Below are 13,357 nucleotides of genomic sequence, written 5' to 3'. Positions count from 1 at the left end.
TCGTCAAAAATGCACAACGAACTGGTGTATTTCATTTTTTAAAATCCCAATAACTCTCTGGAGAACCTGCATCCGTTTTCAATTCTTCATTAATCAGTTTTTTCAATAATTGAAAGGCGTTTATACACCTGTCTTTAAATTGATTTCCATCAGAATCATTTCCTCTCCATCTTGAATTTTTAACGTCTTCATCAATTTCAGATTCATCTTGGAAAGTGTTTCCTTGTTTGTATAAAATTAGCATAGCATTTTTACGCATTCTTCTCAAATTTTCATTGTTCAGATAGGTTTCATCCGAATTTATTTTCTGAATGATTTTATCGATAAGGTCAATTACAATTTTCTTTCGTTCGTCATTAATCAAAAAACGATCCAAACTCATGGACATTCCGCCATATACTAAAGGGATTGATTGCAAGGCAAGTTCATCTTTGTATTGAATTATCCAAGATTTTGAATCAAATGAAGTTGCTTCAATTTCGTCAATCAGACAAATTTGCATGGCTTCTACAAAACCATCAGAAGCCCAAAAACCATAATTTTTATGTTCTATAAAACTTGACGCCATATTTTTAGTGTGATATAATGTTCAAACAACAGGAATTCTTATGATGACTAAGGTAATTAAAACTAAAAGAATGCTCTGTAAAATTAAATGTAAGGACTGATATTATAAGTGCGTTATTGTAAATAAAAGATTTTTTATGTTTGTATTTTACTGCTTTTGAAATTATTTCACTCACACAACGACTATAGAAGTGCAAAATTAATGTATTTTGTACTTTATGAATTGGTAGCAGAAATTGGGTTAAGGATAGAAACGGCATCCTTTTTGGCACATGGAGCGAAGCGGAAATGAGTCAAAAAGATATAGTGAATAGCTATACCTATTGACTTTTTGAGCTAAACATATGAAAATGGCTTCAATCTCAGTATTCATCTGTGTTTTTCTTATTTTGAAAACACAAATTTTATGTATAATTTTAATGATATTTTACAAAACGAATACGTTATCGAATACAATTTGAAAGGAAAGAAAGATTATTCAGAACCGAAAATTTATGATGCAGGAGGAGATTTAAACAAACGTTGGTACGTTTATTATTCCTATCGTGATCCCAAAACTAACAAGTTAAAAAGACAACCACCAATCTACAAAGGTGCTAATCGCTTCAAAACTAAAGCAGAACGTTATGAGATACTCATGGCGTATAAACAAGCTTTGAAGAAATTACTTTCTAAAGGATACAGTCCTTACGAAAACTTTAAAGTGACTGATGCTAAAATAGAAAAAGAGCAAAAGAAAGCTAACAAAGAAAATAATCCAGCTTTTAAAGCAACGAACTACACAACTATTGAAGCACTAGAATTTGCTGTGGAGCAGAAAGAAGCGTATTGGTCTGCTCGTGCTAAAATAACTATCAATGGGCATTTTAAGAGATTTGTAAAATGGCTAAAGGAAAATGATTTAGACACAATTGACATTAAAGCTTTGAAACGTCGTGAAATTGCAGTTTTTCTAAATTCTTTGAAGAAATACAATAAACAAAGAGAATTAACTGATGAACCCGTAAGTGCGAAAACAAGAAATAGTTACAGAACTTCTTTATCACTTTTATTCAATCAATTGGTCAGTGATGATATTTTGGAATATAATCCTGTGAAGGCTATACAGAAGTTAAAAGAACGACCTAAAACGCACAAAGCTTATACAGATCAGCAGGTTAAACAAATGCGTGACTATATGGACAAGAACGATCCGTATTTGAGAAAGTTTACGCAATTCATCGCGTACGCTTTTTTAAGAAATGTAGAAGTTTGTAGACTTAGAGTAAAAGATATTGATCTTAAAAATAGGAGATTGTATGTTCAAACTAAAACAGAAGCTCAAGAAGTAGTTCCTATTATTGATAATCTTGCAAAGGTTATTAAGCAAATGGAACTTCATAAATACAAACCAACAGACTTTGTATTCACTAATAAGGAACAATGCGGACAATGGAGTACCACTGAGAAAGCTAAAACATATTTCTTTTATCGTAGATATGCGGATATGAAAGAAGCTTTGAAACTTGATGAAGATCAGACCTTATATTCTTTTAAGCATACAGCGGCATCCAATTTATACAAATCTTTGGCTTCTGAAGGCAAAGCTGATGAACAAGTGCTTACCGAACTGATGAGTTTTACAAGACATAAAACCAAATCACAGCTTCGTAAATATTTAAGAGGTATTGGTGCATCATTGGCAAAAGATTATTCTAGCAAATACACAATTGATTTTTAGAATATTAGATTTATTGATATCTTCGACAAGCATCTATGAAAATAAATTAATTAATATTTGCATGAAATTAATTCCAGAGAAAATGATTCCTGATTATGGTAAAGAAGTCTATGAAAAAGTAAGTCAGATTACTGGGCTGAAATTCAAATCACAAATAAAAAATAGTGGGATAGTTTTTGAAGAAATTTTTGAAATGACTAATCTAATCTCAAGTAAAAAAAATTATTTAATATATACAAATGCTTCATCTATTTGGTTTACAAATAGAGAAGACTTTATAAAACAGTTCATTATTTTGATAAAAAAGAGTATTGAACAATTGAATGCTGACTATCAAGAAGTTTTGGCACGACAAAATCAAGCAATAGTAGACGATAATTGGATTTACTTAGAAAATGAAAGAATCGGGTATACTGGAGATAAGCAATTAAAATTGCTAAACAAAATGCGTGAATATCATGATGAATCTTTTTCTGTAGATTGATTTTTTAACCTTTATTCAAGTGAAAAGATTAATTAATTATAAGTTTCTCATTTGAACTATAAGTTAAATGATAATTCCAAACTTGAACTTTTTTTACTGATCGCTTAGTGATAAGTAATTTTTAGAAAAACTATTCGCTAAGCGATCGGTAAATACATTTTGTAATTTAAATTCATAAAAAACTTTCTTGCATTTCAATCTAAATTGAACATGATCTCCTTATAAAACTATTCATTTTTCTAAACCAATTATCCAAAACTCGCGTTTTACTATTTTTCGTTGTGTTATTTCGTTTCTAAAAACATAAGAAAAAGATTATTTTAATTGAATTTCAAATCATTTTTTAAACTTTTTTTCAAAAAAAATTACAGCTTGATTAATTTTTCTTCTCAAAATTGATTTTCAAAATTTTTCTCAATTGTTAAAGTAAAGTAAGAATATACTTTCTATTATAGTTTTTGATTAGAACTTAAAACGTATAACATTGATATTCAATTAGTTAAATTTAGACATGTATTTTTAAGTCACTTTTAGGTAAAAAAGAAGTAAAAAAGGTGGAAAATAAAAGTAAAAAAAGAGGCAAAGTTTAGTACAACTTTGTGTAAATATTTAGGAAACTTTATGTAAATATTAAGTCATTTTTAGATCATTTTTAAGTCAACTTTCTGTAAATAAGCGATTTATATTTTTTAAATTTACCCCTTTTCATTTTTTTCTGTAGTTTTTGAATGAAAAATTAATTAGATTTACTTCATGTCAAACGAAAATAATTAATAACCCTAGTAAGTAGTAAAAAAATAAAAAAAGAGCTACTTACATATCAGAAAATATTTTGAGAACCCTTTAAAATAGAAATTAGTTAAAAAAACAAAATTGCATTATTCGTACAATCTATACGATTGTCAAAAAACATTAAATCTTTAGATAATAGGAGAAGTTACTAGCTCTTGTTTATACTACATCAAACTACTCTACACTTGATGTAATCAATTCTAACTTTTGCCATCATTACAAAGTTGCTCAAAAGAAGCGACCAAGACTTCTTGTGCCCAATTTTCAATGAATTTGAATCGGTTATTTAAAGCTTGTAGATATTGTTTTGAAATCGTTTGATTGAATTAACTAAGAAAATTAAAAAGTAATTGAAAGCAGAAACTGTATATAACGTAATTCAAGCATTAAGCTCAGAAGAAAAGCTGAGATTATATGCTATGCTTGACTTGCCTAAAGTTTCTGTCGTAAAACGCAAAAGAAAAAAAGAAAAACTCATCTCTGTGGCTTCGGCAATGGATGATTTGTTAGTCAATACTTTTAATAAATAATAATGAGCATCATTCATTTTTCAACTGTTTTTTAAAGCGCTTGATGTTTTTGTAGAAAAACACAATGCTTTTTCTGATGATCTTTCAAGTCGTTTGCGTCAACCTGTGATTGCAACAGCTAGAGAGATTATTAGAATTTATGGTGCTTCATTATTTAAAGCTAGTAAAAAAGCTGGTTTTGATACTGCTTCTATTCCACCCTTAGCAACAAATAACATACAGTTGGCAAAGATTTCTCACGTAAGTACCAGAACTATTAAAAGACATCTTAAAAAGCTGTTACAAACCAATGTTATCATCGAGAAAATTAATTATGGTCGTAAGGCAAATTATGAACTTTATTTAAACCCTAAAATACTGTTGATAAACAGTGAAAAAGCTGTCAACAAACAACAAAATCAAAAAGAAAATATGAAATCAAAAAATACTGATAATCAGTTTTTTAAAAAAAATTATTGGACAAGTTGTCCCCAAACAGACGCTAGTAACAATAGTTACATAAATAATATATTAATAGCTGTTGATAACAAAATGAACATTGATCGTAGCTTGAGTTATAGGTCTTCCAAAGTTGAAGCGTTAGCTGGTAACAATTTTACAAGATACGTAGAGAAGGAAGGTAAAGAAAAAATAAATGAGCCACTTATACAGGGTACACCAGGCGCGCGAAATTTTAAGTCCACTAATGATGTAGAGAAGGAAGGAGAACTCCCTGAAGTTAAAACACAGGCAAAAGACATAGATTCAAGGCTTGAAGCTTCAGGGATTCCCTTTCTTAATTCTTATGTGGATTCCTTATGGGAACTCGCTAAAAAGAAATTATACAAAGAGGTTTGCTTGACTGAAAATGTGGAGAAAAAAACCAAAGAGTTATTGTATTTGTGGTATCAACCTGTAAAAAAACAACATTTAGATAAAGTCCACAATGTCTACATAAAACGTGTTGAATTAGTCCAGAAATATCTTGCCAAAGACCCTGAGTACAGATATGTTCAATTACCACACAAATATTTTGATCCTACCAATAAGCACGGTTTTACAGGAACTAAAGTTTGGTATGAAAACTATATACGTAGCAAGCAGAACACACGATTAAAATTAATTACTCATGCTCAAATTCGTCGTTTTTTGAATAATGAAAAAAAACAAACCCAGCATCAAAAACCACGTTTTCCATTATTTAAAGATTGCGAAAAACGAATTCAACAACTTGGAAAACCTGTATTGCTTAATCAATTTTATACAGCAGTTTTAAATGAAAAAAATAAGGCTGTCTTCATACCTGAATAGTTTATAGTCGAAAAAGTTTTTATGAAATTTCAAAGCCGAAAAATGACTAATAAATAACCTAGAAGTTACTTGAGAGTGACTCAAAAGTGTCTCAGAAGTGACCAATGTCTTACCAAAGAATCACTTAAAAAACAAAAATGACCTAAAAGTTACCGAGAAATGATTCAAGAGTTCCCTATAAATTCCCAAAAAGTGATTCAAAAGTGACCAATGTTTTACCAAAGAATGACTTAAAAAAACAAAAATAACCTAAAAGTGACCAGAAATTGACTTAAAAATACTTTTAAAAATTCAAATTATTGATTATTAAAGTTTTACATGCTTACGATTTGGTAAACAAGTTTGGTAAGTCACTTTTTATTCAAAACCGTTGAACTCATCATTGGTATTGTAAAAATCTTCTAAAGTTTATATCCTAAATTTGTAATTGGATATTTTTGACTCCTTTCAATTGTTCAGGTTACAAAAGTGAACAAATGATTTTTAACAACTTCTATTCATCTTTGCTTTATAACGAAATTTAGAGATTCTGAATGATTACAGCATTCAAAGTATAACGCTTTGATCTCCTTAAATTATTTTTTAATTACAAAGTTTCATTCCATGAAAAGAAAAATCAATAAAAAAGAAACTTGATTTAGATTTTATAAAACCCATTATAAACATGTAAGAAATTTTAAAGCATCCAGAAACTAAAATTTTTATTACAAGAATTTTTGTTTACGGATTTTAAGAGTTTCAAAATATTATGTAAGTGCCTTTAGTGGATTTGAAGACTTACCGAAAAGCTTTATAAAATATAGAGAGGTATATTAAATAAAGAAAAGGCTATTCCATGATTCGGAATAGCCTTTTGAGATTGTATAAAAGTAGAATTGTATTCAGTTACAGGTAAGTTGTTGTTAGTGCTTGTCTAATACGATCATTGGCTTTTTATAGATTTTCTCAGATATAATTTTTAATGAGTCATCTATTCTTTCTATAATTTTTTTTTGTTCTTCTTGTGAAAGTTCATCCTTTTGATTTGACATTTCAACAGATATGATTTGAGAGACAGAGCTCAGTATTAAATTGTACTGTTCTGCAACGATTGAATTGTTTTTATAAGAATAATTATGAAATAGGTTCTTCATATCCTTCAAATTTTCAAATTTTGAAACAAGAATTTTATAGTTATTAATTGAAATATGCTTGTTGAGAATCGGATCAGATAGAATAATGTTCTCTGCATACGTTGGATAACGAAGTGGGTTTATTGTAACATTTAAAGAATCTAATTTCACTTCTTTATACAAATAAAGCTTTGATTGATTATCAGAAATATTCTGGTCAATATTACTTTTAGCAATGACTAATTTGTTAAAAGCAAATTCCTTTTCTTTCATTTCTTCTGCTCGATTAGAGAAATAAAATGCCAAAACCACACCGAAAACAGTAGCTATTAGTGTAAAATAAAAGTCAAATCCATGGTTATATTTTTCCCTAACGTTTTTAAATTTCGGTGAAAAAGAAAAAAAAGTAATTAGAATTATGGTAATTGAAATAGGAATCATTTTTCAGTTTGTTGTTTAGTTCAGAATTAGCTACAAATCATACATAACAGAAACCAATTTTGCAAAAAATCTAATGTTTCTTATCAACATAATTTAAAAACTATATGCGGTGTATTTTTTATTTTTTAAATATAACATAAATTATTGTCGTTCCGTATACTGTCTCCGTTTTCTGTTACGTTCTTTTTGTGCATAATTTTTATTACCAAAAGAAAGATTATATCTAAAAGAAAGATAAAGATGTCTTGATGAAGGTGAGAATGAACTTCTGTTAAATGTCAAACCGTTTACTTCACCAATACTACGAGTTCTACCAGAGTTAAAAATATCATTAGCACGCAATGAGATATTTGCTTTGTTATTAAAGATATCTTTACTTACGGCTAAACTCATTGTAGTTACACCCTGATTTTCAGCTTGTAAAGAGATGTTTTTTGGACGCACATTAAGATTTGCCTGTATGTTAAATCCTTTGAATGGTCTAAACGTATTGTTAAAACTATAATTGTGGCTGAAAGATTGGTCATTTAAAAACATATTACCAGTTTCAGAAAAATAACTTAAATAATAGGTCGCATTTACTGTTGCATTCCACCATTTTAAAGGTTTAAATCTGCTATATAGTTCCAAACCGTATAAGTTACTACTCCCAACGTTATCAAATGAATACACTACATTATTTCCACTAACAGTTTGTACACTTCTAATAGTATTCTCTTTGTTAGTCAAGAAAAGAGAAGCATTAAAATCAGTACCATTAAAATTCTTTGAATAATTAAATTCAAACTTATTAGCAAATTCTGGTTGAAGCTCAGGATTTCCTGTAAATTGTGAAAACTGATCCTGCTGAAAAGTAGTATTACTAATAATCCAAAAACTTGGTCGTGAGATTCGACGACTATAGTTCAACGAGAAATTATGATTCTTTTCTGTTGAATAAGAAAAGCTAGCAGATGGAAACAAATTTGTATAATCGTTCTTTAATCGACTCTCATTGGCTCTCAGTTTCAAATTGGTGTGTTCTAAACGTAAACCTAATTTTATACCAAATTTACCTATTTTTCTATCATAAACACCATAGGCAGCATATATACCATCATTATAATTATACAAGGTATTAATATCGGTGACTTCTGTATTAGTTATAGTTCTAAATTGTGATTCGTCTAAATCTCGTAATTCTGCACGAACACCAAATTCAAGTATTCTATCATTATTATTATGGTAATAATCTGAACTTAATGTGGTAATCCTACTCATGTTATTAAAATCATCATTCTGGGTTTCGGTAAAATTATCATTTGTGGTAATTCTGTTGGAGAAAAAGTTAAACGGTGAAGTAGAGTAATTGGCATCGGTTTCTATGTACTGCATTGAACCATCAAATTCTTTACGGTAATTTAAATTGTACGTTGTACTCTTACCACCTCCACCATTATTTGCTAAAAATTCTAAATTGGTACTTGTTTGATTGATATTTGACATTTGAATAATATTACTTTTTGAATTTACATCAAACCCAAACTTATTTGTAGCAACAAAAGCTGAAATAGTGTTTGTTGAATCAATATAAAAATCAATCCCTGCTTTCGCATAGTAAGGGGATTCGAAAGTTTGTTTCATCCTAGAGTCAGATAGAAATGAAATAGTTTCGCGTTCTTCTTCTGCGGTGGATTCATTTATAAAAAATCCCGTATTGTAATTATAATTGGCTGATACCTTTATTTTATCGGTTGCATAGCTAAAGCCAACACCTGCATTAGCGCGTGGTTCTTCACCTGTTCCATATCCGAGATTTACATTAAGTCTACCACCCTTTCGGTATGATTTTTTTGTAATGATATTTATAATTCCTGATAAACCTTCAGCTTGGTATTTGGCAGATGGATTATTAATAAGTTCTACCTTAGCAATTGCGTCTGATGGTATTTGCTGTAAAAGTCTATCGTTAGGCAGTGGAGAAACTTTACCATCTACTAAAATTTTCACATTTTGATCTCCTCTTAGGCTTATATTATTTTGCCCATCAACCTCAACAGAAGGTAATTGCCCTAAAACATCACCTGCTAAAGTTCCTGTAGCTAATAGATCTTTACCTACATTTACAATTTTACGATCACTTTTGTATTGAATTGTTGTAACTTCTGCTTGGATAACTACTTCATCTAATTGTGCACTAGAAGGAGACAATATTACAGATAGTTGTTGCTCTTTTTTATTACTAAAATCAATGGCTTTTTCAAAGGTTTGGTAACCTAAGAAAGTGACTTTCAAGGTATATTTTGCTTCATCAAGTTCCTCAAATTTAAATATACCATTATCATCAGTAATCATGCCTTTGATAATCTTTCCTTTTTGATAAAGGATTACATCTGCCCAAACTACAGGTTTTTTAGTATCAGAATCTATTACTGTTCCAGAAATTGTATTCTGTGCATATAGAACTGTAAAACTCAAGACTAATAATAAACTAAATAAGTATTTCATTTTTATGTTATTTATAATTTTATGAAGCAAACTTATTTAGCATATCCAACACTGAAAAAGAAGGTGTACCAAAAGCATTAATTTATGGATTTCCTTCTGATTTCATTTTTTTTAACTTTGTCCATAGATATTAGTTGTTTGTATAGTATTGGAAGTTTTTAGTAAACTTTATTGACCTTAATTATCAAAAAAAATATACGTTTGATTAAAATTATATTTATGAACCACAATAGATCATTCCGTTTTTCTATTCATTTGACATTTTGGGTATTTTATTTTTTTGTTGTTTTTTATTTAATGCCTGATTATTTTGGTCGAAACTTATCTTTTTTTCAAAAAATAGACTTCAAGCTCTTACTATTAGTAATTCCTATAACTTATTTTAATGAACTTTATCTTTTGCCTGTTCTATTTAAAAAAAAGAAATATCTACTATATAGTTTGTTGATTATTAGTATTCTTTTACTTGCCACTATAATTTATTGCAATTATATTATAGAATGTAGTTGTAGTTTTAGCTTCTGTCTTTCACAACAATTGTGGAAGTTTTTATTACCTGTTATTTTTTTGTCGTTGGTATGGGTATTACTATCGCTTTTTGAAAAACAAAAAGAACTTGAAAAAACCCAAAAAGACAGGTTAGAAATAGAACTTAAATTCCTAAAGTCACAAATCAATCCACACGTGCTTTTTAATAATTTAAATACTGTTTATGCTCAGGCTATAAAAGGCTCTGATAATGTAGCAGATATGATCTTGATGCTTTCTGAGAATTTAAAATATATTCTCTACCAAAGTGAAGAAAATTTTGTACCCCTAAAAAAAGATATCGATTTTATAGAGAATTATTTAGAATTTCAAAAATTACGTACTCAAGGGATTAACAATATTATTTTTAAAAAGAATATAGATTCTTATAAACACACTATTGCTCCTATGCTGTTAATAGGGTTAATTGAAAATGCCTTCAAACATAGTCTTTATAAAGAAGATGAAGAAAGCAATATTCATATAACGCTAACTGTAATAAACGGAAAATTAGATTTTGAATGTCAAAATGAAATAGATGTTGAAAATGGAAAACGTAACACCGAAGGTTTCCAAATCGGCTTAAAAAACCTCCGAAAACGACTAGAGATTATTTATCCTAAAAAACATAACTTTAGCACTGAAAAGCAAAACGATAGTTTTATTGCTAAACTAGAAATTATCCTATAATGAATTGTATTATCATTGAAGACGAGGTGCCAGCACAAGAAATTCTGAGGACTTACATAGAAAAAATACCAGAACTTGAACTAAAAGGTGTTTTTAATTCGCCTATAAAGGCTAATAGCATACTAAAACAAGAGCAAATTGATGTAATGTTTTTAGATATTAATTTACCTGCTATATCTGGTTTGGATTTCTTAAAAACAATACAATATCCTCCTAGAGTAATTATGACTACTGCCTATACAGATTATGCGGTGGAAAGTTTTGAGTTCGATACTATTATAGATTATTTAGTAAAACCGTTTAGCTTTGAACGATTTTTAAAATCAATAAATAAATTATCCCCTCAATTGCCTAATGCTACTAGCATTACCGAAAATGAAACTATAGATGTAACTACAGATAATGATACTATTTTCATTAATGTAGATAAAACCCTGCATAAAGTAAATTTGGCAGATGTCATACATGTACAATCAGATCGTAATTATGTAACTGTAACTACCAAAAACTCAAAATATACTTTTATTGATACCCTCAAAAACTGGAAAGAGTATCTCGTGCAAGACTATTTCATTCAAATACACAAATCTTTTATTGTAAATATTCATTGTATAGAAAAAATTACTGGCAATTTGGTATATATTAATCAAGAAAAAATCCCTGTTGGTAGGTCATATAGAGAGCAACTTTTTAATAAAATAAAACCAATTAATTGAGATTAATTCTAGAATTTAAAAAATTAGTTTATAATTGGTTATTGAGTGAATATTAAGTTTTTCAGAATAAGATCATCTACATTTTGTAAACTGTTATCATATTGTTGTCTCGAAATTGGCAATAAAGTAAATAGGAAACATTCGATGGTATAGTGCTAAAATTAGTCTACACATTATTAATTAAACTCAATTAAACACTGTAAGAAAAATAGAGATAGTACATTTTTTAATGTTTTAAGTGAATTAATTCCTAGTATAATTAAAAAAATATGCTAGGAATCAAAAATTACTAGCTTACTTCTAATAATTCAGAATTGTTTTCTAAGTACTCCCCAAAAAAATATAATATCTTCGATAGAAAACTTAGATTTTCGAATGTTGTGGGTCCGCACCGCAACATCTTTTATCTAAAAAATAAATTGATGTTATTTTTTAAAAATTACGCTTTTTTAGGAAAAAAAGATAAAAATTAAATAAAAAATTAATTTTTCATAAAAAATTCAAAGCGGATTGACTTTTACAATAAAAAATCAAACCACTTTTATTTTTAATTTTTTAAATCACTGTATATCAATTATATATATTCTAAAAAAAGAAAATTTTTAAAAACTCATCAAAATAGAATGTAGATTTCTTTTCGTTTTAAAAAATCAAATCATTTTTATTTTTTTTGTTCACTGTTAAGTAATAAGTTGAAAATATTTACTCATCATTAAGTAATAAGTTGTAAAATTAGATGAATTTTTAATTACTTTTATCATAGAATACGATGAGTTAATTTCATTATTTGCACCAACTTACTTTGATATGATATGTTGGATTAAATGCTACAAAAAATTTGAAAATAAATCAATAAAATATATAGTAATTTGGGCATTAAAAATAGAGTTTTTAATGCCCAGATTCAACACCTTGTTTTATAACTGAATACTTAATGTTGATTTCAAAAACCTTAAAGTATTACTTTAAGGTTTTTGAAATATTTAATTTGTTATTTTTGTTTTCTAGTATCGATTGGTAGTGATGCTACAGCATTTCAAAATCAAAATAATCCAATACTTTTAGTACCTCTGGTCGGGTGGTTTTGTTGCTACTTGTTACCTTATTTATTATTACAGCCGTAAGTTATTCGCAAACAATGATGGTTTATTGTACATACACAGGAAGTAGTTTAACATGATCCTTCTTGTGTTACACAATATACTCCACTACCTCCCAAAATTTTGGTTTCTTCAATGTTAGCGATAGTTTTTCTATTAAGACTTAACGATTTGAAATTCTTTTTTTTCATCATATTAATTTTTGATTAAACATTTATACAAGTTAGATCAAAATCAAAGAGAGAAAAAATGATGGCAGTCGTCATTTATAAATAGCGAGCAATTTGTTTAATTATAATTAACCTAAATACATTTTTATTCATTTTAATTTAGTATTTGAATGAAATTCAAAATTACGTGAAGTCATTTCCCATTGATTTATCAGGTCTCCTTCCAGCTCTTAATAGCTTCTTACGGATAGATGAATCACTTTCATAATTACAGTATCTAATTGGAAATAATAATTTATTATTTGTGAATTCACATATTTTTATGTTTTTAATTCTCTATAGATTAGCAATATAAATGATTGTTTGTTGTTGTAACAAACTTGAACTAAGTTTGCAAGAGGCTTGAAATATCTATTCATCTTTGGATTAACATAACTCCTTTTATGTAAAATACACAGATAGAAAAGGACTCCGCACGAAACCCTTTTCTATTTTAAAATAGATGATTTATCTATCAGAAGGACAACCAGTGACTGTTAAATTACACCAACAAGACCCTGCTAAACCAGTACAAAGAGCCGACTCACAAGCGTATAAAAATGATCCTCCTTTAATTTTTTCATAATTAAAACTTGAAATATCCTTTTTGTTCAGTTTTAATGATTTAAGATTTTTTTTCTTCATGGTATAAAGATTTTAAAAATAATAATAATCAATACTATTATTTTTT

General features: G+C 28.2%; 10 protein-coding genes. 6 read left to right on the top strand and 4 right to left on the bottom strand.

The annotated features are described in order from the left end of the window. Positions 1-31 precede the first annotated feature (31 nt). On the bottom strand, positions 32-568 hold the full coding sequence (locus KAOT1_RS03200; protein WP_007093251.1) for a hypothetical protein: 537 nt from the start codon (positions 566-568) through the stop codon (positions 32-34). 405 nt (positions 569-973) lie between these two features. On the opposite strand from KAOT1_RS03200, the gene KAOT1_RS03195 reads away from it, so the two are divergent. The 4 genes from KAOT1_RS03195 to KAOT1_RS03180 all read left to right on the top strand — a co-directional run bounded on the left by KAOT1_RS03195 (position 974) and on the right by KAOT1_RS03180 (position 5,383). Beyond that, entirely contained in the window at positions 974-2,287 is a 1,314-nt protein-coding gene (locus KAOT1_RS03195; protein WP_007093250.1) for a tyrosine-type recombinase/integrase, read from the top strand. 61 nt (positions 2,288-2,348) lie between these two features. Continuing rightward, positions 2,349-2,771, top strand: coding sequence for a hypothetical protein (locus KAOT1_RS03190; RefSeq protein ID WP_007093249.1), 423 nt, complete (start codon positions 2,349-2,351; stop codon positions 2,769-2,771). A 1,142-nt stretch (positions 2,772-3,913) separates the two neighbouring features. Further along, on the top strand, positions 3,914-4,093 hold the full coding sequence (locus KAOT1_RS03185; RefSeq protein WP_007093248.1) for a hypothetical protein: 180 nt from the start codon (positions 3,914-3,916) through the stop codon (positions 4,091-4,093). Between the two features lie 105 nt (positions 4,094-4,198). Then, entirely contained in the window at positions 4,199-5,383 is a 1,185-nt protein-coding gene (locus tag KAOT1_RS03180) for a hypothetical protein (protein ID WP_050765203.1), read from the top strand. A gap of 902 nt (positions 5,384-6,285) precedes the next feature. On the opposite strand, the gene KAOT1_RS03175 is transcribed toward KAOT1_RS03180, so the two are convergent. Together KAOT1_RS03175 and KAOT1_RS03170 are read right to left on the bottom strand one after the other, a co-directional pair. Continuing rightward, a complete protein-coding gene (locus tag KAOT1_RS03175; protein ID WP_007093246.1) occupies positions 6,286-6,936 on the bottom strand; it encodes a hypothetical protein in 651 nt (216 codons plus the stop codon). Between the two features lie 141 nt (positions 6,937-7,077). Continuing rightward, positions 7,078-9,423, bottom strand: a complete 2,346-nt coding sequence (locus KAOT1_RS03170) for a TonB-dependent receptor domain-containing protein (protein WP_007093245.1) — start codon at positions 9,421-9,423, stop codon at positions 7,078-7,080. A 219-nt stretch (positions 9,424-9,642) separates the two neighbouring features. Between KAOT1_RS03170 and KAOT1_RS03165 the strand changes: the two genes are divergently transcribed. Beyond that, on the top strand, positions 9,643-10,641 hold the full coding sequence (locus KAOT1_RS03165) for a sensor histidine kinase (RefSeq protein WP_040559855.1): 999 nt from the start codon (positions 9,643-9,645) through the stop codon (positions 10,639-10,641). Next, positions 10,641-11,357, top strand: coding sequence for a LytR/AlgR family response regulator transcription factor (locus KAOT1_RS03160; RefSeq protein WP_007093243.1), 717 nt, complete (start codon positions 10,641-10,643; stop codon positions 11,355-11,357). The genes KAOT1_RS03165 and KAOT1_RS03160 overlap by 1 nt, the downstream gene beginning before the upstream one ends. 1,777 nt (positions 11,358-13,134) lie before the next feature. On the opposite strand, the gene KAOT1_RS22665 is transcribed toward KAOT1_RS03160, so the two are convergent. Beyond that, positions 13,135-13,311 carry a hypothetical protein gene (locus KAOT1_RS22665; protein WP_157560017.1) on the bottom strand — a complete coding sequence of 59 codons (177 nt, stop codon included), beginning with the start codon at positions 13,309-13,311 and terminating at the stop codon, positions 13,135-13,137. Between the last annotated feature and the right edge of the window lie 46 nt (positions 13,312-13,357).

Origin of the sequence: Kordia algicida OT-1, assembly GCF_000154725.1 — a bacterium.
Classification (GTDB): Bacteria; Bacteroidota; Bacteroidia; order Flavobacteriales; family Flavobacteriaceae; genus Kordia; species Kordia algicida.
Note: the sequence above shows the minus strand (reverse complement) of the source record. Positions and strands in the feature narration are given on the sequence as shown.

Coding starts and splice junctions, on each gene's coding strand:
- KAOT1_RS03200 (WP_007093251.1), bottom strand. CDS start 568: ATGGCGTCAAGTTTTATAGAACATAAAAATTATGGTTTTTGGGCTTCT.
- KAOT1_RS03195 (WP_007093250.1), top strand. CDS start 974: ATGTATAATTTTAATGATATTTTACAAAACGAATACGTTATCGAATAC.
- KAOT1_RS03190 (WP_007093249.1), top strand. CDS start 2,349: ATGAAATTAATTCCAGAGAAAATGATTCCTGATTATGGTAAAGAAGTC.
- KAOT1_RS03175 (WP_007093246.1), bottom strand. CDS start 6,936: ATGATTCCTATTTCAATTACCATAATTCTAATTACTTTTTTTTCTTTT.
- KAOT1_RS03170 (WP_007093245.1), bottom strand. CDS start 9,423: ATGAAATACTTATTTAGTTTATTATTAGTCTTGAGTTTTACAGTTCTA.
- KAOT1_RS03165 (WP_040559855.1), top strand. CDS start 9,643: ATGAACCACAATAGATCATTCCGTTTTTCTATTCATTTGACATTTTGG.
- KAOT1_RS03160 (WP_007093243.1), top strand. CDS start 10,641: ATGAATTGTATTATCATTGAAGACGAGGTGCCAGCACAAGAAATTCTG.
- KAOT1_RS22665 (WP_157560017.1), bottom strand. CDS start 13,311: ATGAAGAAAAAAAATCTTAAATCATTAAAACTGAACAAAAAGGATATT.